Source organism: Grimontia sedimenti (assembly GCF_011045095.1).
Classification (GTDB): Bacteria; Pseudomonadota; Gammaproteobacteria; order Enterobacterales; family Vibrionaceae; genus Enterovibrio; species Enterovibrio sedimenti.
Genome location: NZ_JAALDL010000002.1, coordinates 551679 through 570263 on the forward strand (window position 1 = coordinate 551679; position 18585 = coordinate 570263).

The window sequence follows — 18585 nt, forward strand, 5'->3', positions numbered from 1 at the left end:
CATTCATAAAATTCATTCAGATCGCAGGCAATCGATGAGCTTTCCAACTCCAGTGCCATGCTGACGCTTTTTTTAATATTGTGCGACTCGATCCGAATATCAACCAGTTTCTATCTAATTTCCCCTGATTGGTCGCTGCTTCCCCAGTTGTTGTTCATTTGTTAACAACAAGTCTGCACTATCAGGGAAATGTTGCCGTCTCACTTTTATTAGTCGAGGATATCTTAGACCGCTAGCCCTTTAGCGCCGCACTTTTACCCTCTATTCGTCATTGCTAAGAAAGCATGACTGAAAGTGCAGGCTAAAGCAGGCAGGCGCGCTAATCATTACCATTGACCGAAGCATCTTTACCATTTCGCTTCGAATTTTTCTGGCTTGGCTCACAATAAGTAGCGGAAGCCGCAAAATATTGAGGCTTTGTTCAAACCTACTGTTTTTTCCTTCCCCAGCGCTATAATGCCCCTTCATTTCACCACCCGAATCGAGAAGAAAATGGCTGAGAAAACACCTATCAGCGCTGACGATTTATTGAAAATCGCAAACGAAATGATCCGTGAGCACGATGCTTACATCGAAGGCATGAACACTGACTTTGTCGAAGAAAAAGCCGGCGTCATGGTCTTCAAAGGGGAGTATTTTTTAGACGAAAACGGACTGCCAACCCCTAAAACCACTGCCGTATTTAATATGTTTAAGTACCTGGCGCACCAGTTGTCAAAGCAATATACGATTCAGTAGTTTTATAAACTTAAATGACCTAAAAATGCTGGGTTCAGTGATAAAAATGCCACCTTTCGGTGGCATTTTTATCTTTAACCTTCAAACACTGCTGTGTCTTTTTTCTCGTCTTGATGGACATCATCACCGCCACCAGAGCCCGGCTTCTGACCGCGTCCTTTCGGATCTGGGCCAAACTGATTTGGACCCGGTGTACCATCAAGAATACCTAACTCCACCAGCGCGAAGATAGGACCTACCAACGGAAGAAAAGTCACAATAATCCACCAAGGACTCTTGTTTCTGTCTTTCAGACGTTTGATATTCAGTGCGATAGAAGCATAAATGGCAAACAGTGAAATCGCCAATGCCAGTGCATCAAGCACTACATTCCCACCCTGATAGAAGAAAGTTGGCAGCACCATAATCAATACCGGGACGCTGTACAGCCAGTAATCTCGGCGTCGCATCCGGCCTTCAAAGGAGAGCAGTGCCCACTTTTGATTGTTCATTTTTACTCCTAAACGATTGGTCGCTGACCGCGGCTAATCCACTTCAGCAGCACGCGGTCTAGCGCTTCTGCCGACGCACCGGCCAGTTTTTCTGCCAGTTTCTTGCGTTGAACATAACGCACGCCCAGCACATCTTTTTCTTTCACTGCCGACACCAGATAATCGTCACTGGTTCCAATGCTGTCAATTAATCCCAGTGGCAGTGCCTGATTGCCAAACCAATGCTCACCAGTAGCCACTTTTTCAAGATCTAATGATGGACGGTGGTCAGCAATAAAGTCTTTGAACAGTGTGTGAGTTTCTTCCAGCTCACTAACAAATTTCTCACGTGCCTTGTCGGTGTTTTCGCCAAACATGGTTAACGTGCGTTTGAATTCACCTGCAGTCAATTGCTCAAATTCAATGTCATGCTTTTTAAGCAGTTTGTTGAAGTTTGGCAACTGTGCAATCACACCGATGGAACCTACTACGGCAAAAGGCGCTGCAACGATCTTGTCTGCCACACATGCCATCATATAACCGCCACTTGCAGCCACTTTATCCACCGCAGCTGTCAGCGGTATACCTGCTTGCTTGATGCGATCAAGCTGTGAAGAAGCAAGGCCATATGCGTGAACCATACCGCCACCACTTTCAAGGCGCACCAGCACTTCATCACCCTCTTTGGCAACAGCCAGAATTGCCGTCACTTCTTCGCGCAAAGAAGTTACTTCACGTGCATCGATACTGCCTTTAAAATCCAAGACGAAAACATGTGGTTTACGGCTTTGTTCCAGCGTTGCCGTATCTGTCATTTTCTTCGCTTCGTTCTTGGCTTCTTTAGCCTTCGCTTTCTCCGCTTTTTTATCTGCTTTGTCGCGCGCTTTTAATGCCGCTTCATCGTAGAGATGCGATTCCATCGAATGCACTAAATCTTTATGTTTTTCAGTCAGGTTAGTGATTTCCAACTCACCTTTTTGAGACTGTTTTCCGCCAGCGCTTTTAGCAATAATAAGCACGACGATCACGGCGACTGCAAAGGTCAGCACTTTCGCCAGGAAAAGGCCGTAATCAAGCAAGAATTCCAAACTTAGTTCCTCGTTTATTGTTGTTTCTGTGTACTTTTATTGAGCACAGATTTATGTGAATCCCGTCATTCTACTAGACATGAATACCCAAACAACCTCGTATGTCGCTTTCTTTACATCACCAGGTTGTTTCTTCTTCCCAAGCAGCCTTAAAATGCGAGCTTACAACAGTGCCTTTCACTCGCATGATGACGAGTGGCAAGTTTAGCAGGCACGCAAGATCAAAATGAAAAGGATATTGTAACGTGGAGTATCAAGTAGCAGCCGACGCATTGAATGGCAAAGTGATTCTGGTTACCGGCGCAGGCGACGGTATTGGCCGCCAGGCTGCCATCAGTTACGCACAACACGGTGCAACAGTGATTTTGCTGGGACGCACAGTGAAGAAACTGGAAAGCGTTTACGACGAAATCGAAGCAGCAGGTTACCCGCAGCCAGCGATCATTCCACTCGATATGATGGGTGCAACCCGCCAGCATTATTTGGATATGACCGACACCATCGAGCAGCAGTTCGGTAAGCTGGACGGTGTTTTACACAACGCAGGCATGCTGGGCGTGCTGAGCCCATTCGATCAAATAGAAGAAAAAGCCTACGACGAAGTCATGCAGGTGAACGTGAAAGCGACCTTCCTGATGACACAAGCGCTAATGCCTTTGATTCAAAAATCTGAAGATGGCCGTATCGTTTTCACCTCATCGACAGTGGGGCATTCAGGACGCGCATTCTGGGGCACCTACGCTATCTCTAAATTCGCGACTGAAGGTATGATGCAGGTGCTGGCTGATGAGCTCAGCAACACCACGGTGAAGGTCAACGCCATCAATCCAGGGGGTACGCGCACTAAAATGCGCGCCTCAGCTTTCCCTGCCGAAGATGCCAACAACCTTAAGACACCACTGGATATCATGCCACTATACCTTTACCTGATGGCACCTGAGGGTAAAGACGTGAATGGTCAGTGTATTGATGCTCAACCGAAGCGCTAGCGAGATACGAGATATGAGATACGAGATACGAGATACGAGATAGAAGACTGTAGTTGAGCTTCCACAGATAGTCTTTTATCTGCTCTTTCTATATTCTGCTCTGGCTAATCACTGCTCTTTTTCGGTTTCATAACGACAAAAGCCAGCATCTCTGCTGGCTTTTTCTTTACATATTCCAAACCATTAACGTGGTTTGCGATTTCCACCTGTCTTCTTCTGACGAGTAGAAGACTGACCGGAACGGTTTGCGCCAGGCTTACCTGGACGACCGCCACCTGTGCGGGTGCGGTTACCGGCTGGTTGACCACCACGACGATTACGTGGCTTGCGGGTTTCACCAGACTCAACACGCTCTTCATAACGACGCACTGCACGACGAATCTTTTGCGCACGCGCTTTACGCTTCTTGGTTTCTGGGTCGATCATGGTTTCTTGTTCTGCACGCAGTTCTACCATCTCGCGAAGATAGTTCACATCGCTCAGTTCAAGCTCCATCCAACCGCCACGAGGCAGTTCTTTGCTCAGGTAGATATCACCATAGCGAACACGCTTAAGACGACTCACAGTCACGCCCTGAGTTTCCCAAAGACGACGTACTTCGCGGTTACGACCTTCAGTGATCACTACGTAGAAGGTGTGGTTTGAACCTTCACCACCTGCGTAAACCACGTCTTCGAAACGTGCTTCACCGTCTTCCAGTTCAACGCCGCGAACCAGATTACGGACCATCTCTTCGTTAACTTCGCCGAATACACGAACCATGTATTCGCGCTGCACCTGACGGCTTGGGTGCATCAAACGGTTTGCCAATTCACCATCTGTGGTGAAAAGCAGAAGACCTGAGGTGTTTGCGTCCAGACGGCCTACTGCCACCCAACGCGCGCCATTCAGGCGTGGCAGGCGGTCAAACACAGTGCGGCGACCTTCTGGATCGCTGCGGGTACACAATTCGCCTTCCGGCTTGTTGTATGCCAGAACACGACAAACTTGTTCAGAAGACGCAGAAATTTGCACATGGTGACCATCAACACGTACGTTAGCATTCAGGTCTTCCAAACGGTCGCCCAGTTTTGCTACTACACCGTTAACACTCACTCGGCCAGACTGAATCATGCCCTCGATTTCACGACGTGAACCAAGACCTGCACGGGCCAGCACCTTCTGTAATTTTTCGCTCATTGACTAACTACCTTACTGTCGCCTTCACAGGCGTCGATGTCGGAAAGAAAACCTTTGGAGGCGCGACTGAGCGCGGATCTAAGGCAACGGCGTATTATGCCAAAATGCACACAATGACACCACATAATTTCACGGAATCGATAATGGCTGAATCTGGCAATTTTCGTTTGCACTCAGCGATTTTATTTAACTGAGAGTTTTTGCCCAATTGCCCCTCTTCTAGCCTATTCAAAAGGAGAGGTATCGCCTGTACCACGACGGAGAATTTCAGGCTCATCTTCGCTGAGATCGATAACTGTAGTTGGCTGCTCGCCCAGATAGCCACCGTTGAGAATACAGTCAACGGCATGTTCTAACTGGTCGCGGATTGCTTCCGGATCTGACTCTGTATGCTCATTCCCCGGTAAGATTAGCGATGTCGACATCATCGGCTCGCCCAACGCCTCAAGTAAATCCAACGCAATTTGGTTTTCCGGCACGCGGATACCGATGGTTTTACGCTTAGGGTTCATCAGTCGACGAGGGACTTCTTTAGTCGCTTTCAAGATAAATGTGTAACAACCCGGCGTATTGTTCCGAATCAAGCGGTAGGCACTGTTGTCGACACGGGCATAGACCGACAGCTCAGATAAATCACGACACATCAGCGTGAAGTTATGTCTGTCATCCAGTCGGCGAATTCGACAGATTCGCTCAAGTGCTTGTTTGTTTTCCAATTGGCAACCCAGCGCATAACCAGAATCCGTTGGGTAGATAATCACGCCACCGTTACGAACAATCGCAACAGCTTGATTGATAAGACGTGCTTGCGGGTTTTCAGGATGCACGTAAAAGAATTGGCTCACACTTCCTCCTCATGAGGCATTTCTGCCCCGGCAATCTCGGGCAAAGACCAGTTTTCCCAGACTTCCTTACAACCTTTCGGTAAGTATAAGTTACGACCCAACTCCAGCCACGGTGAAGGGTAATGAAAATCAGAGCCTTGGGAACCAGCTAACCCGAACTGAATAGCATAGTCGCCCAGCAGACGACGTTCATTGGGCGATTGTTGTGGCTGAGCAACTTCCATTGCATCACCACCTGCATCAACAAAAGCCTGAAGCAGGCGTTTCAACCATTTAGCGGTAAGTTTATACCGACCAGGATGAGCCAGCACGGCTTGACCACCCGCTTTGTGAATAACATCAACGGCTTCCTGAATCGTACACCAGTTTGGTGGTACATAACCCGGGTTTCCGCGGGTTAGATATTTTTTGAATACGGCCTGCATGTTTTTCACATGCCCCTGCTCCACCATCCAACGGGCAAAGTGGGCGCGTGTAAGCGCGACATCGCCTGCCAGCGCTTTTGTGCCTTCGAGCGCGCCGGGCATACGCTGCTTTTCCAAGCGTTCTGCAATTTGTACTGCACGTTCATCGCGGCGCGCTGACTGCTCTACGATCAGCTTCTGCAATTCAGGAGACTCAGGATCGATATTGAGACCGACGACATGGATGTCTTTGTTTTCCCAAACTGTCGATATTTCAATACCATTGACGATGTGTAACGGCAGATTGTCACGGGCGACGACTGCTTTGGCTTCTTCCAGTCCTGCCACCGTATCGTGATCGGTAATCGCCAACACATTGACGCGAAAATCAACCGCGCGCTTGACCAAGTCTTCCGGTGTGAAGCGCCCATCCGACGCTGTTGTGTGGCTATGTAGATCAAATAGCATTCATTTTCTTCTATTTGTTGCTTGACTTCGCCAACATATACTAGTTAACTAGTACACGATTACTTATTCAAATGGATATCGTCTTCATGGTACAGCATAACCTCATCCAACAAACAGCACTGATTAACTGGTGGTGGCACTCCCAATAGCGGGCGGTGTGATGAGTGATATCTCAAGGAAAGACGACACCAAGCCCGCATAACGCGGGTTTTTTTGTACCTATTTTTTCCCGGAAACTGGATTGGGAATGACAAGCTAAGGACTCAGATTATGATCATCGTGCTAAAGCCTCAGGCAACAGAACAAGAAGCAAAACACATCCTGAACAAGATTGAGAACGCTGGCTTGAAGCCACTTTACATGCCGGGTGTAGAGCGTATTGTTTTGGGCGCACTGGGTGATGAACGCGTATTACAGAAGCTTCATCTGGAAAGCGACCCACTGGTTGAAGAAGTTAAACCTATCCTGACCAAATACAAAATGGTGTCCCGCGAAGTACAGGCACACAACAGCGTGGTCCGTATCGGTAATGTGCCAGTTGGCGGCGACAAATTCGCGGTTATTGCTGGTCCTTGCTCTGTAGAATCCGAACAACAACTGATGTCTGTTGCAGATGTCGTCAAAGGTCATGGCGCGGTTGCCCTTCGCGGCGGCGCTTACAAACCACGCACCAGCCCTTATGACTTCCAAGGCATGGGCGTTGAAGGCCTGAAATTGCTTAAACAAGCAAGTGAAGCCACTGGCATGCCAACTGTTTCTGAAGTCATGGAAGTCGGTCAGGTTGATTCACTGTGTGAATACATCGACTGCTTGCAAATTGGCGCGCGTAATATGCAGAACTACGGATTGTTAAAAGCCGTGGGCGAAACTGGTAAACCGATCTTGTTAAAACGCGGACTTTCCGCCACTATCGAGGAACTGTTGCTGGCGGCAGAATATATCTATGATGCTGGCAACCCGAACATTATTCTCTGTGAGCGCGGCATTCGTACATTTGAAACAGCAACGCGTAATACTTTGGATTTAAATGCAGTCGCTTACATCAAGCAGCGCAGCCACTTGCCCGTGGTCGTCGACCCAAGTCATGGCACCGGCGTACGTGAGCTTGTCATTCCATTGTCTCGTGCGGCAGCAGCGGTAGGCGCCGACGGTATCATCGTTGAAAGCCACCTCAATCCAGCAGAAGCGCTGTCAGATGGGCATCAAGCACTGACAGGGGAAATGTTCGCGCAGTTAATGCAAGAATTGAAACCATTTGTAGAAGCAGCAGGGAGAACGCTGTGAAAAACCACGCTTTAAATAAAGGCGAACTCGACGTATTGAGCCTGGATGTGCCATACGTCGCTGCACCCACTGAATTGTATGCGGCGATCTGTCAGGATCGCCCACATAGTCTGTTACTAGAATCTGCCGAGATTGATTCCAAACAGGATCTCAAAAGCCTGATGTTGGTCGACGCGGCAGTGCGTATCGTTTGTCGTGGCCACACGGTTGAACTCGAAGCTAAGAGCCAAAACGGCCACAACGTGCTTGATGCCGTTGAAGCCGAGCTCGTCAGACAACAAATTGCTATCGAAAGTGAGCGTCAGCCAGAGCTGCTGACCTTACACTTTGCTGAAGAAAACCGCACACTGGATGAAGACGCCCGTCTGCGCCAGCCATCCCCTTTTGATGCGCTGCGTTTGGTTCAGCATGCTTTCAAACTGGATGGTCTGCCAGACGAAGCATTATTTGTCGGTGGTTTGTTTGCGTACGACTTAGTCGCGCAATTTGAACCACTGCCAGACGTGGAATCCGGTAACCGTTGTCCTGACTACCTGTTTTATGTTGCGGAAACCCTTTTGGTTATCGACCACCAGCGTCGCAAAGCCAAACTTCAGGCAACCCAGTTTGGTGGTAACGAAAACACCGAAACCTATTTTGATTTGAGCCGCCGCTTACAGGCGATTCGGGAAAGCTGCCTGAATCCAACCGAAATGCCTTCTGCGAAGCAACTGGACAGTGTTGATGTAGCCGTATCCGTTAGCGACGAAGATTTCTGCAATGCGGTCGATGAGCTCAAAGGCTACGTGGTAAAAGGCGATGTTTTCCAAGTTGTTCCAAGCCGTCGCTTCACTTTGCCATGCCCTTCCCCGCTAAACGCATACCTAAAGCTCAAACAAGGCAATCCGAGCCCTTACATGTTCTACATGCAGGACGAGGAGTTCACCCTGTTTGGCGCATCTCCGGAAAGTGCGCTGAAATACAGCAAAGACACCAATCAAGTTGAAATCTACCCAATCGCAGGTACTCGCCATCGCGGCAAAAACAGCGATGGTTCTATCAACCTTGATCTGGATGGTCGCATAGAGCTTGAACTTCGCAACGACATAAAAGAAAAAGCCGAGCACATGATGCTGGTTGACTTGGCGCGAAACGATGTGGCTCGCATCAGTGAACCTGGCACCCGCTATGTCGCTGATCTTCTTCAAGTAGACCGTTACAGTCACGTGATGCATTTGGTGTCGCGCGTTGTCGGACAGCTTCGTCATGATTTGGACGCTCTGCACGCTTACCAAGCCTGCATGAACATGGGTACCTTGACGGGTGCACCGAAAATCCGAGCGATGCAATTGATTCGTGAGTTCGAGCAAAGCCGTCGCGGCAGCTATGGTGGCGCAGTCGGTTACATTACCGGTCACGGCGATATGGATACCTGCATCGTTATCCGCTCCGCTTATGTAGAAGATGGCATAGCGCAGGTACAAGCCGGTGCAGGTGTGGTGTTTGATTCTGTGCCTCAGGCAGAAGCAGACGAAACCCGTGGCAAAGCAGCAGCCGTTCTTACCGCCATTCGCGCAGCACATACAGGAGCATAAGCATGAGCAATCAGGTCAATGCACATATTGTGCTCGTCGATAACTTCGACTCATTCACTTACAACCTGGTCGATCAATTCCGCTCACTCGGTTATCCAGTCACGATTTACCGAAACAGCCTGAGTGCAGACCAAATCGAACAGGCCCTGTCTGAGCTCAACAACCCAGTGGTTGTATTATCGCCAGGCCCTGGTGCACCTTCAGAAGCAGGCTGTATGCCAGAGCTGATTCTAAAACTGAAAGGCAAAGTGCCCATGATTGGTATTTGCCTTGGCCAACAAGCGATTACCGAAGCCTATGGCGGTACTGTTGCAGGCGCAGGTGAAATCGTTCATGGCAAAGCCTCGCTAATGAAACACAACGGCCACGATGTATTTGGAAGCATCGAAAGTCCGCTGACGATTGCCCGATACCACTCTTTGGTTGCGACCAAAGTGCCGGACTCACTGGATGTGATTGCGGATGTGGATGGATTGGTGATGGCTGTTGTTAACGACGCAGACAAAGTCGTGGGTTTCCAATTCCACCCGGAATCCATTCTTACAACAAAAGGCGCAGACCTTTTAACCAATACCATTAACTGGGCTACACAAGCGCGCTGATTGACAAGGACAAGGAGAGCATTATGGAAGCGATTATCAACAAACTTTACGACCAGACATCTTTGTCGCAGGAAGAAAGCCATCAGCTGTTTGATACCATTATCAAAGGCGAGCTTGACCCCATTCTGCTGTCAGCAGCGCTGACCGCATTAAAAATCAAAGGCGAAACGCCAGAAGAAATCGCGGGTGCAGCGTCTGCACTCACAGAAAACGCCAACCCATTCCCAACACCGGATTATGATTTCGCTGACATCGTCGGCACTGGCGGCGACGGCGCAAACACCATCAATATTTCAACCACCGCAGCATTCGTCGCCGCAGCATGTGGCGTGAAAGTCGCCAAGCACGGTAACCGCGGTGTATCAAGCAAGTCGGGTTCTTCTGATCTGTTAGCGGCATTTGGTATCGACCTGGCAATGAGCCCTGAAATCGCGCGCGGTGCACTGGATGATTTGGGTGTGTGCTTCCTGTTCGCGCCTCAGTATCACAGCGGTGTTCGCCACGCGATGCCGGTCCGCCAAACCATGAAAACCCGCACCATCTTCAACTTGCTGGGCCCACTGATTAACCCTGCGAAGCCAACGCTGGAATTGATGGGTGTTTACGACAAAGCACTGGTTCGCCCAATTGCCGAAACTATGTTGAACCTCAACATGAAACGCGCAGCCGTTGTTCACGGCAGTGGTTTGGATGAAGTGGCGATTCACGGTGAAACAACAGTCGCGGAAATCAAAGACGGCGTCATCACCGAATACACACTGACACCGGAAGATTTTGGTGTTCAAACCTACCCGCTTGAATCCATCAAAGGCGGAACGCCAGAAGAAAACCGCGAAATCATTTCGCAAATTCTACAAGGCAAAGGCACCGACGCGCAGCAATCTGCTGTCGCTGTTAACGTAGCATTACTGCTACGCCTGTTTGGACAAGAAGATCTCAAAGCTAACACGCAAAAAGCGCTGGATGTGATGAATAGTGGTAAGCCATTCGAACTGGTTCAGCAACTGGCATCTCGGAGCAACTAATGGAAACGGTACTGGCAAAAATTGTTGAAGACAAAAAAGAGTGGGTAGCAGCGCGTAAAGAGTCGCAACCACTAGAGAGTTTTATTAACGACGTGGTACCCAGCGATCGTAGCTTCTACCACGCGCTTTCTGGCAACCCAGCGAAGTTCATCCTCGAGTGCAAAAAAGCGTCACCGTCCAAAGGCCTGATTCGTGATGACTTTGATCTTAACTACATTGCAGGTGTTTACGGTAAACATGCCGCTGCGATTTCAGTGTTGACTGATGAAAAGTACTTCCAGGGCAATTTTAGTTTTCTACCGATTGTTCGTTCGCAAGTACCTTGCCCAGTGCTTTGTAAAGACTTCATGGTTGATACCTATCAAGTGTACCTTGCGCGCTATCATCAAGCCGATGCCATTCTGCTGATGCTATCTGTACTTAACGATGAAGAATACCGCACACTCGCAGCGGTCGCGCATGAGCTGAACCTCGGTGTGTTGACGGAAGTCAGTAACGAAGAAGAACTGGAGCGTGCGATTGCTCTCAATGCCAAAGTTGTTGGCATCAATAACCGCAACTTGCGTGACCTAAGCATCGACCTGAACCGTACCAAAGAACTGGCACCTCGCCTGCCTGATGATCGCATTGTAATTTCAGAGTCGGGTATTTATACCCACCAGCAAATTCGCGAATTGGCACCGTTTGCGAATGGCTTCCTGATTGGTAGCTCGCTGATGGCAGAAGCCGATGTCGAACAAGCGGTTCGCCGTGTGCTTTACGGTGACAATAAGGTGTGTGGTCTAACCCGCGCCGAAGACGCCAAAGCGGCTTACGAAGCATATGCCAACTATGGCGGCCTGATTTTCGTTGAAAAATCGCCACGTTATGTCGACTTGGAAGCTGCGCGGAAAGTGATGGAAGGCGCGCCGCTGCAATACGTTGGCGTGTTCCAGAACCACGACCTGAACCATGTCGCTGACACCGCAAAAGCGCTGGATCTGGCAGCGGTTCAACTCCACGGCGCTGAAGACAGCGAATATGTGAAACAACTTCGTGCCGAATTGCCGAAAGGTACTCAGATTTGGAAAGCGCATGGCGTAAGCGACACGGTTCCTCACATTGAGCCTCACGCTGATCGTAACCTTCTGGATAGCCGCGTCGGCAACCAAAGTGGCGGTACAGGAACACAGTTCGACTGGTCTTTGGTGCCGGATGAACAAAAAGAAAGCCTGATGCTGGCCGGTGGACTGTCATCAGAGAACGCAAGAGAAGCTGCGCAAATCGGCTGTGCGGGACTCGATTTTAACTCGGGCGTGGAAAGCGAACCGGGTATCAAAGATAAAGACAAATTGGACGCTGCATTTACGGCGCTGAGAGATTACTAAGGACTGTTATGACTAAGTTAAACGCCTATTTTGGAGAGTTTGGCGGACAGTATGTTCCTCAAATTCTGGTTCCAGCGTTAGACCAACTGGAGCAAGCGTTTATTGACGCACAGAACGATCCAGCTTTTCAGGAAGAGTTCATTTCTCTTCTGAAAGAGTATGCGGGTCGTCCTACTGCCCTCACCCTTTGCCGCAACCTGACCAAAGGGACGAAAACCAAACTTTACCTGAAACGTGAAGATCTGCTCCACGGCGGTGCACACAAAACCAATCAGGTATTGGGTCAGGCGCTACTGGCTAAGCGTATGGGTAAAAAAGAAATCATTGCCGAAACCGGCGCTGGCCAACACGGTGTAGCAACGGCACTGGCTTGTGCCCTGCTGGATTTGAAATGCCGCGTGTACATGGGTGCAAAAGACGTTGAACGTCAAAGCCCGAACGTATTCCGCATGAAGCTGATGGGCGCAGAGGTCATCCCTGTTCATTCTGGTTCTTCAACGCTGAAAGATGCCTGTAACGAAGCGCTGCGTGACTGGTCTGCAAGTTACGAAGAAGCTCACTATTTGCTTGGTACCGCGGCGGGTCCTCACCCATTCCCGACGATTGTTCGCGAGTTCCAGAAGATGATTGGTGAAGAGACCAAGCAGCAAATTCTGGAAATCGAAGGCCGCCTGCCAGACAACGTCATCGCCTGTGTGGGTGGTGGTTCTAACGCTATTGGCATGTTCGCAGATTTCATCAAAGAAACCGATGTGGGTCTGATTGGCGTTGAGCCTGCTGGTCTGGGGCTGGACACAGACCAACATGGTGCGCCGCTTAAACACGGTAAACTCGGCATCTTCTTTGGCATGAAAGCACCACTGATGCAGGATCCAAATGGTCAGGTCGAAGAGTCTTACTCTGTGTCTGCTGGTCTCGACTTCCCATCGGTTGGCCCTCAGCACGCGCACCTGAATTCCATCGGCCGCGCCGAATACGTTGCAATTACCGATGACGAAGCTCTGGACGCCTTCCAGGAACTGGCTCGTCACGAAGGCATTATTCCAGCACTGGAATCTGCTCATGCTTTGGCGTATGCGCTGAAGATGGCAAAAGAAAACCCAGAAAAAGAGCAGCTGCTTGTAGTGAACCTGTCAGGCCGCGGTGACAAGGACATCTTTACTGTCCACGACATTTTGAAAGAAAAAGGAGTGATGTAATGGCTGCTACCTTGTCTCACCGCTATGGAGCGATGTTCGAAAAGCTGGATGCTAAAGGTGAAGGCGCATTCGTTCCTTTTGTCACCATTGGCGATCCAAACCCAGAGCAATCACTGCGTATTATTGAAACGCTGATTGAAAATGGTGCCGACGCACTGGAGCTGGGTATTCCGTTCTCAGATCCATTGGCCGATGGCCCGACCATTCAGGGTGCCACCATTCGCGCATTGGAGTCTGGCACTACGCCAGATAACTGCTTCGGCATTCTGAAGGAAGTGCGTGAGCGTCACCCTGATATTCCAGTTGGCCTTCTGATGTACGCAAACCTGGTTTTCGCCAATGGTGTCGATAACTTCTATGCCAAGTGTGCAGAGGCCGGTGTGGATTCGGTACTGATAGCTGATGTGCCAGCAGGCGAATCTGCCGAGTTCCGAGCGTCCGCTGCCAAGCATGGTGTTCACGCTATCTTTATCGCGCCACCAAACGCGAACGAAGAAACCCTGAAAACCATCTCTGAATTAGGCGGTGGCTACACGTACCTGCTTTCCCGTGCTGGTGTTACCGGTGCAGAAACCAAAGCCGGTAAGCCAATTGAGCACCTCCTCGCTCAACTGTCGGCATTCGATGCCCCCCGCCCTCTGCTGGGCTTTGGTATCTCTGAGCCAGCACAGGTGAAAGAAGCGATTACAGCAGGCGCAGCTGGCGCAATTTCAGGTTCAGCGGTTGTTAAGATCATCGAGCGCAATGTGGCTGATGAAGCAAACATGCTGAAGGAGCTTGGCGAGTTCGTTGCAAACATGAAAGCGGCAACAACCAAGTAAGCAGAAGTCGTCCCAAATCTCCGATGTTTAAGGCCATCATCCGATGGCCTTTTCTTTTCTCTATCGCCTTTACGTTTTAACTGCCAGAAGTTTTCGGTAAACTTTGGGTCTTATTGAGCATGCCTAAAGCTCTGCCACAAGGATCACTCTCTGAATGAAACAGCTTCTCGACTTTATTCCGCTCATTATCTTCTTCGCGCTTTACAAGATGTACGATATCTACACGGCAACGGGAGCGCTGATTGTCGCGACAATCATTCAAGTCGCCGTTACATGGGTGCTCTACAAAAAAGTCGAGAAGATGCAGATAGTCACAGCGGTATTGGTGGCTGTTTTCGGCGGCATGACGCTGTTTTTCCAAGATGACAATTTCATCAAATGGAAAGTAACGATCGTTTACACCCTGTTTGCCATTGGGTTGACGATATCTCAGGTTCTGGGTAAACCACTTATCAAAGGCATGCTTGGCAAAGAAATTACCCTGCCAGACAATGTGTGGCGAAACATCAACTCAGCCTGGGTTGGTTTTTTCGCAGCGTTGGCGGTGCTCAACGTTTATGTCGCCTATCAGATGCCACTGGATGTTTGGGTAAATTTCAAAGTGTTCGGTTTGTTAGCACTGACGTTGGCATTTACCATGGTAAGCGGTGTTTACATCTACAAGCACATGCCAAAAGAAACCGATTCAGAAGAACAATAACTCGCACTTAAAACACTCTTAGGGTGATTAGGCTCACCCTTTTTCAATTTCATTTCCCGGAAGTCGTATCATGTCGGAAACGAATAATTGCCCTCGCGGTCAACTGTTACTGCGAACGCTTGCTATGCCCGCTGACACCAATGCTAATGGTGATATTTTTGGCGGTTGGATTATGTCCCAGCTTGATTTAGCTGGTGCCATTTTGGCGAAAGAGATTTCCCACGGTCGGGTGGTCACTGTGTCTGTTCAGGAAATTGTCTTTAAAACTCCTGTTTCAGTGGGTGATGTGGTTTGCTGCTATGGAGAATGCACCCGCATTGGTCGCACTTCTATGAGTGTGAGTTTAGAAGTCTGGGTGAAACCTGTCGCAACAGATGGTATCGGCACACGACGTAAAGTCTGTGAGGCAACGTTTAATTATGTTGCTATTGATGGCGATGGACGCCCAAGACCGATAAATAAGTCATAAATCAGAAAAACTTGCCTGCGCGATAAAGTAGCCTTGCATACAATAGGCCGAAGACCTTAGGTGAGAAAAACTCGGAGAGAAGCACGGATGTGGTACGTTATTTTTTCACAAGATGTTGAAAACAGTTTGCCGTTAAGAATGCAAGTGAGGGAACAACACCTCGCCCGTTTACGTGATCTGGAAGCGCAAGACCGTCTTCTGGTGGCAGGCCCAAACCCAGCGGTTGATAGCGAAGACCCAGGTGAAGCAGGTTTTACAGGCTCTACTGTGATTGCAAAGTTTGACAGCCTGGAAGACGCAAAAGCTTGGGCAGACGCTGACCCATATATCGAAGCTGGCGTTTACAAAGATGTCATCGTGAAACCATTTAAAAAAGTGCTGCCGGCGTAACATTCGCCGACAGTTCAAACGCACAGGAATGTTCAATGCGAAAGACTCTAAAAACAGGACGTATTGCGCTGATTAGCGCTGCAGCGCTGGTTCTCTCGGCCTGTTCAAGCACGTCAGATCTCGAGATTGCGGAATCCTTTGCTGCGCAACGTGCAGATATGCTCAGCAAACTCGTCCCTATTCAGTTGAATGGCTACAACCTTGTCCGTGCTAAATCTAACAGCACTGAAATTGAACTGACTCTTCTGTATTCAGGCAGTGGAGACGTGGCACCAGCTGCATTAGCTGAAGGTTTGGAGAAAACCTATTGTACGGATAACGAAATCTATTCGCTGATGGAAAAAGGCGTGCACTACAAACTGCTTTTCCGCGATGCACGGGGACGCCCTGTTCTGGAGCGAACCATTCGCAGTGAAGATTGCGAAAAACACCAATGAAACAACAAAGCCCGCAAAAGCGGGCTTTGTTATTTTTGTAGCTCGAAACCCAGAATGAAAGACATCACTTTCTCTCTTGGCATTTCACAGGGCTTCAACGACCAGATATCATCAACAAGATACAAATTCCCGCTGATAAAATCAGATCCCGCCAGAGACTCTGCGTAAACTTTTACCGCATGTCCGTTGCTGTAGCGCTTCAGTGAAAGTCCCCAACGCTCATCTTTGTACCGAACGTCATAATGACCAGAATCTAGGGTCTGTTGACCTTTGGTGATGATTTTTGCAGCAGTTTGTGGCGACTTTATACAAGGCAGAGGCTTCGATGTGTAAGAAGCCGATAACGCAGGAGAAAGTCGCCACAAACGCTGCCCGAAGGGTTCTGCCCCTAAGCGTTTTATGCTTTGTTGAGGTGTATTTGCTTAGAATGACTAGGCGACACACACCTCGCCGCGCCTAAAACGCTTAGGGTCAGAACAAAATTTAACCACCAAAGGTCAACAGACCCTGGTGTTTCTATCCGTTGAAATGCATCCATAAAGCTTCGAACCTAAATTAAGCCCTATGTTTAAAATGCATCACTTTCAGCGCACTGTCAGTATCAATATCTTCAAATTCCGGTGGATTGGTAAGGCGTGAGACAAAAGTAAACTCAGGAGCCAACTCAGCCATTTGATCTGTCAGGAATTCTGGTTTCACGTCTGGCGCATTCACACAAGCCAGCACATCACCACCATCAGCGACCAACTCCGGTAAACGTCTTAGGATCTTGGCGTAATCTTTGGTCAGTACGAAGCTGCCTTTCTGGAATGAAGGCGGGTCGATTATCACCAGATCGTAAGGGCCAAACTTCTTCACCTTGCCCCATGACTTGAAAAGCTCGTGACCAAGGAAACTTACTTTGCTCAAGTCGTGCTGATTCAGGTGATGGTTTTCTCGGCCTCGTGAGAGTGAAGATTTCGCCATATCCAGATTCACCACTTTTTCTGCGCCACCTTCAATAGCCGCTACAGAGAAACCACAGGTGTACGCAAACAAGTTCAATACGCGTTTGCCAGCTGCATTTTCTTGCACCCATTGACGACCAAGGCGCATATCCAGAAACAGACCGTTATTCTGGCGCTTACCCAAGTCCAACTTGTAGTTAAGGCCATTCTCAACCACTTCAATCTGGTTTGGCATTTCGCCCACAATGGTTTCGGTTTCTGAGCCTTCACGGTCACGATGCTGAAGAATGACCGTCGTACCTTGGCATTTCGTCCACACATCACTTGCTACCAAAGCGCTTATGCCTTCTTGCAACGCTGCATAGAATTCACTATCTGATTCTTTGAATATCGCAATCTGAAGCACGCCTTTACCCAGCCAATCGGCGGTTAGCTGTTCTAAACCTTCGTAGCAACGCCCACGTCCATGGAAAACACGGCGTACCTCTTGGTTACACTCAGCAAGGCGAGCGATAAGCACTTCAAAAAATGTAGGCAGCGCGGCGGCATTCATCATTCAATCGTATCCTCTGCGTTTTCGGTAAAGACATTCTGTTCGACAATCTGACTGCTCAACTGCAAGTTATAAAATTCACAGTTGCGGCGGTTACACCCGCGCGCTTTTTTCTTTCTCAGTTGGCGACGAAAGTTCGCCAAGCTCCAATAACGACTCGAAGAGCCTGACTTTCTAAGCGTGCGTGTTTTCTTTTGTTTAAGTGCCATTTTCGACTCCATACTTCCATCCTTGGAGTACTTAATTGCTATTTTTGGTGCGGTAGCTTCGGCCAGTTTAACGCGTCCGGTGTTTGCCATTCTTCTGGCAGTTCAGGCCATTCGTTACCAATGCTTGGCTTTTGTTGGAATGAAAATGCCTCGCCACCGTGATTGAACCTAAGGGCAAACGCATGAAGGTATCCCCTGTCTGCCCCCGCCCCGCTGTAGGTTTCATCACCCATAATTGACGACCCAACACTTTTTAGCGCCACCCGGATCTGGTGAGTTTTTCCTGTGTAAGGCTTGCAGAGAAATAAGCGTTTACCTTCACCACCAGACGTGGAAAAGAACTGAGTAACAGCAGGATTGGTTTTGGTAGATAGAAGCTTCCACATTGAGCGGCGACTTTTGGTCATATCACCAATAATGGTGCCCTGCTTTTTATTAGGCTTCTTTGCAGACAGAGCCAGATAAAACTTCTTCACAGTTTTGTCGGCAAACATGGATGAAAGCTCAGATGCCGCTTGTTGATGACGTCCTAATAGAAGCAATCCAGAGGTCATTTTGTCCAGTCGATGGATCAGGTAGAGTTTTTCGTCGCCCGTTTGCTTCGCCACTTCACTCAAAAGAGGCTGATCATTATCGTCTTTGTGAACACTAATGCCGGGATGTTTATCGATAACCAGAAAGTCATCATTCTGAAAAACCAGACTAAACATGGGTAAACCTGTCGCTGCAGAAAAATAAGCGCAGAGTGTAAACCCTATCGCCCCAAATTTCTCTAATCAGAAAAGAAAATCCCCGGTATTTACCGGGGATACGAGGTTGAGTTTGCG

At 49.0% G+C, this 18585-nt stretch carries 22 protein-coding genes and 1 other annotated feature; of the genes, 13 read left to right on the forward strand and 9 right to left on the reverse strand.

The window, feature by feature from the left end:
- The first annotated feature begins 492 nt into the window (after window positions 1–492).
- On the forward strand, window positions 493–738 hold the full coding sequence (locus tag G5S52_RS05215) for a YciN family protein (RefSeq protein ID WP_165012077.1): 246 nt from the start codon (window positions 493–495) through the stop codon (window positions 736–738).
- Between the two features lie 74 nt (window positions 739–812).
- Here G5S52_RS05215 and G5S52_RS05220 read toward each other — a convergent pair whose 3' ends face one another.
- On the reverse strand, window positions 813–1229 hold the full coding sequence (locus tag G5S52_RS05220; protein WP_002540187.1) for a DUF805 domain-containing protein: 417 nt from the start codon (window positions 1227–1229) through the stop codon (window positions 813–815).
- An 8-nt stretch (window positions 1230–1237) separates the two neighbouring features.
- Window positions 1238–2296 carry a protease SohB gene (gene sohB, locus G5S52_RS05225; RefSeq protein ID WP_165012078.1) on the reverse strand — a complete coding sequence of 353 codons (1059 nt, stop codon included), beginning with the start codon at window positions 2294–2296 and terminating at the stop codon, window positions 1238–1240.
- Between the two features lie 245 nt (window positions 2297–2541).
- On the opposite strand from sohB, the gene G5S52_RS05230 reads away from it, so the two are divergent.
- Complete coding sequence (locus tag G5S52_RS05230) at window positions 2542–3285, forward strand: YciK family oxidoreductase (RefSeq protein WP_165012079.1); 744 nt, start codon at window positions 2542–2544, stop codon at window positions 3283–3285.
- A 183-nt stretch (window positions 3286–3468) separates the two neighbouring features.
- Here the strand turns inward: G5S52_RS05230 and rluB are convergent, their stop codons facing one another.
- The 3 genes from rluB to rnm form a co-directional block, all read right to left on the reverse strand.
- Complete coding sequence (gene rluB, locus G5S52_RS05235) at window positions 3469–4464, reverse strand: 23S rRNA pseudouridine(2605) synthase RluB (RefSeq protein ID WP_165012080.1); 996 nt, start codon at window positions 4462–4464, stop codon at window positions 3469–3471.
- 224 nt (window positions 4465–4688) lie between these two features.
- Entirely contained in the window at window positions 4689–5309 is a 621-nt protein-coding gene (locus G5S52_RS05240; RefSeq protein WP_165012081.1) for an L-threonylcarbamoyladenylate synthase, read from the reverse strand.
- Window positions 5306–6181 carry an RNase RNM gene (gene rnm, locus G5S52_RS05245; protein WP_165012082.1) on the reverse strand — a complete coding sequence of 292 codons (876 nt, stop codon included), beginning with the start codon at window positions 6179–6181 and terminating at the stop codon, window positions 5306–5308. The genes G5S52_RS05240 and rnm overlap by 4 nt, the downstream gene beginning before the upstream one ends.
- Window positions 6182–6303: 122 nt before the next feature.
- Window positions 6304–6398 (forward strand) — a sequence feature (Trp leader region).
- 53 nt (window positions 6399–6451) lie between these two features.
- On the opposite strand from rnm, the gene aroF reads away from it, so the two are divergent.
- The 11 genes from aroF to gspS2 all read left to right on the forward strand — a co-directional run bounded on the left by aroF (window position 6452) and on the right by gspS2 (window position 16049).
- Complete coding sequence (gene aroF, locus G5S52_RS05250; protein WP_165012083.1) at window positions 6452–7465, forward strand: 3-deoxy-7-phosphoheptulonate synthase; 1014 nt, start codon at window positions 6452–6454, stop codon at window positions 7463–7465.
- Window positions 7462–9039 carry an anthranilate synthase component 1 gene (locus tag G5S52_RS05255; protein ID WP_165012084.1) on the forward strand — a complete coding sequence of 526 codons (1578 nt, stop codon included), beginning with the start codon at window positions 7462–7464 and terminating at the stop codon, window positions 9037–9039. The genes aroF and G5S52_RS05255 overlap by 4 nt, the downstream gene beginning before the upstream one ends.
- 2 nt (window positions 9040–9041) lie before the next feature.
- Window positions 9042–9641, forward strand: coding sequence for an aminodeoxychorismate/anthranilate synthase component II (locus G5S52_RS05260; RefSeq protein ID WP_165012085.1), 600 nt, complete (start codon window positions 9042–9044; stop codon window positions 9639–9641).
- Between the two features lie 23 nt (window positions 9642–9664).
- On the forward strand, window positions 9665–10666 hold the full coding sequence (trpD, locus tag G5S52_RS05265) for an anthranilate phosphoribosyltransferase (RefSeq protein WP_165012086.1): 1002 nt from the start codon (window positions 9665–9667) through the stop codon (window positions 10664–10666).
- Window positions 10666–12033, forward strand: a complete 1368-nt coding sequence (trpCF, locus tag G5S52_RS05270; protein WP_165012087.1) for a bifunctional indole-3-glycerol-phosphate synthase TrpC/phosphoribosylanthranilate isomerase TrpF — start codon at window positions 10666–10668, stop codon at window positions 12031–12033. The genes trpD and trpCF overlap by 1 nt, the downstream gene beginning before the upstream one ends.
- 8 nt (window positions 12034–12041) lie before the next feature.
- Window positions 12042–13232, forward strand: a complete 1191-nt coding sequence (gene trpB, locus G5S52_RS05275) for a tryptophan synthase subunit beta (RefSeq protein WP_062662331.1) — start codon at window positions 12042–12044, stop codon at window positions 13230–13232.
- Window positions 13232–14053: a tryptophan synthase subunit alpha gene (gene trpA / locus G5S52_RS05280; RefSeq protein WP_165012088.1), complete on the forward strand. Its 822-nt coding sequence runs from the start codon at window positions 13232–13234 to the stop codon at window positions 14051–14053. The genes trpB and trpA overlap by 1 nt, the downstream gene beginning before the upstream one ends.
- Window positions 14054–14207: 154 nt before the next feature.
- The gene (locus tag G5S52_RS05285) at window positions 14208–14753 is read left to right on the forward strand and encodes a septation protein A (RefSeq protein WP_165012089.1); all 546 of its coding nucleotides are present in this window, start codon (window positions 14208–14210) and stop codon (window positions 14751–14753) included.
- A 70-nt stretch (window positions 14754–14823) separates the two neighbouring features.
- Window positions 14824–15222 (forward strand): acyl-CoA thioester hydrolase YciA, encoded by a 399-nt coding sequence (gene yciA / locus G5S52_RS05290; RefSeq protein WP_046306492.1) that lies wholly within the window; start codon window positions 14824–14826, stop codon window positions 15220–15222.
- An 87-nt stretch (window positions 15223–15309) separates the two neighbouring features.
- Window positions 15310–15612, forward strand: a complete 303-nt coding sequence (locus G5S52_RS05295) for a YciI family protein (RefSeq protein WP_002540202.1) — start codon at window positions 15310–15312, stop codon at window positions 15610–15612.
- Between the two features lie 35 nt (window positions 15613–15647).
- A complete protein-coding gene (gspS2, locus tag G5S52_RS05300) occupies window positions 15648–16049 on the forward strand; it encodes a type II secretion system pilot lipoprotein GspS-beta (protein ID WP_165012090.1) in 402 nt (133 codons plus the stop codon).
- Between the two features lie 29 nt (window positions 16050–16078).
- On the opposite strand, the gene G5S52_RS05305 is transcribed toward gspS2, so the two are convergent.
- The 4 genes from G5S52_RS05305 to G5S52_RS05320 all read right to left on the reverse strand — a co-directional run bounded on the left by G5S52_RS05305 (window position 16079) and on the right by G5S52_RS05320 (window position 18468).
- Window positions 16079–16414 (reverse strand): hypothetical protein, encoded by a 336-nt coding sequence (locus tag G5S52_RS05305; RefSeq protein WP_235956097.1) that lies wholly within the window; start codon window positions 16412–16414, stop codon window positions 16079–16081.
- 190 nt (window positions 16415–16604) lie between these two features.
- Complete coding sequence (locus G5S52_RS05310; protein WP_165012091.1) at window positions 16605–17552, reverse strand: class I SAM-dependent methyltransferase; 948 nt, start codon at window positions 17550–17552, stop codon at window positions 16605–16607.
- Window positions 17549–17758, reverse strand: a complete 210-nt coding sequence (locus tag G5S52_RS05315) for a hypothetical protein (RefSeq protein WP_157515729.1) — start codon at window positions 17756–17758, stop codon at window positions 17549–17551. The genes G5S52_RS05310 and G5S52_RS05315 overlap by 4 nt, the downstream gene beginning before the upstream one ends.
- 38 nt (window positions 17759–17796) lie before the next feature.
- The gene (locus tag G5S52_RS05320) at window positions 17797–18468 is read right to left on the reverse strand and encodes a TIGR01621 family pseudouridine synthase (protein ID WP_165012092.1); all 672 of its coding nucleotides are present in this window, start codon (window positions 18466–18468) and stop codon (window positions 17797–17799) included.
- Window positions 18469–18585: the final 117 nt, after the last annotated feature.

What these genes read in the sequence shown, in the direction of transcription:
- G5S52_RS05215 (WP_165012077.1), top strand. Translation starts at nt 493, where the DNA reads ATGGCTGAGAAAACACCTATCAGCGCTGACGATTTATTGAAAATCGCA.
- G5S52_RS05220 (WP_002540187.1), bottom strand. Translation starts at nt 1,229, where the DNA reads ATGAACAATCAAAAGTGGGCACTGCTCTCCTTTGAAGGCCGGATGCGA.
- rluB (WP_165012080.1), bottom strand. Translation starts at nt 4,464, where the DNA reads ATGAGCGAAAAATTACAGAAGGTGCTGGCCCGTGCAGGTCTTGGTTCA.
- rnm (WP_165012082.1), bottom strand. Translation starts at nt 6,181, where the DNA reads ATGCTATTTGATCTACATAGCCACACAACAGCGTCGGATGGGCGCTTC.
- aroF (WP_165012083.1), top strand. Translation starts at nt 6,452, where the DNA reads ATGATCATCGTGCTAAAGCCTCAGGCAACAGAACAAGAAGCAAAACAC.
- G5S52_RS05260 (WP_165012085.1), top strand. Translation starts at nt 9,042, where the DNA reads ATGAGCAATCAGGTCAATGCACATATTGTGCTCGTCGATAACTTCGAC.
- trpD (WP_165012086.1), top strand. Translation starts at nt 9,665, where the DNA reads ATGGAAGCGATTATCAACAAACTTTACGACCAGACATCTTTGTCGCAG.
- trpCF (WP_165012087.1), top strand. Translation starts at nt 10,666, where the DNA reads ATGGAAACGGTACTGGCAAAAATTGTTGAAGACAAAAAAGAGTGGGTA.
- trpB (WP_062662331.1), top strand. Translation starts at nt 12,042, where the DNA reads ATGACTAAGTTAAACGCCTATTTTGGAGAGTTTGGCGGACAGTATGTT.
- trpA (WP_165012088.1), top strand. Translation starts at nt 13,232, where the DNA reads ATGGCTGCTACCTTGTCTCACCGCTATGGAGCGATGTTCGAAAAGCTG.
- G5S52_RS05285 (WP_165012089.1), top strand. Translation starts at nt 14,208, where the DNA reads ATGAAACAGCTTCTCGACTTTATTCCGCTCATTATCTTCTTCGCGCTT.
- yciA (WP_046306492.1), top strand. Translation starts at nt 14,824, where the DNA reads ATGTCGGAAACGAATAATTGCCCTCGCGGTCAACTGTTACTGCGAACG.
- G5S52_RS05295 (WP_002540202.1), top strand. Translation starts at nt 15,310, where the DNA reads ATGTGGTACGTTATTTTTTCACAAGATGTTGAAAACAGTTTGCCGTTA.
- gspS2 (WP_165012090.1), top strand. Translation starts at nt 15,648, where the DNA reads ATGCGAAAGACTCTAAAAACAGGACGTATTGCGCTGATTAGCGCTGCA.
- G5S52_RS05310 (WP_165012091.1), bottom strand. Translation starts at nt 17,552, where the DNA reads ATGATGAATGCCGCCGCGCTGCCTACATTTTTTGAAGTGCTTATCGCT.
- G5S52_RS05315 (WP_157515729.1), bottom strand. Translation starts at nt 17,758, where the DNA reads ATGGCACTTAAACAAAAGAAAACACGCACGCTTAGAAAGTCAGGCTCT.
- G5S52_RS05320 (WP_165012092.1), bottom strand. Translation starts at nt 18,468, where the DNA reads ATGTTTAGTCTGGTTTTTCAGAATGATGACTTTCTGGTTATCGATAAA.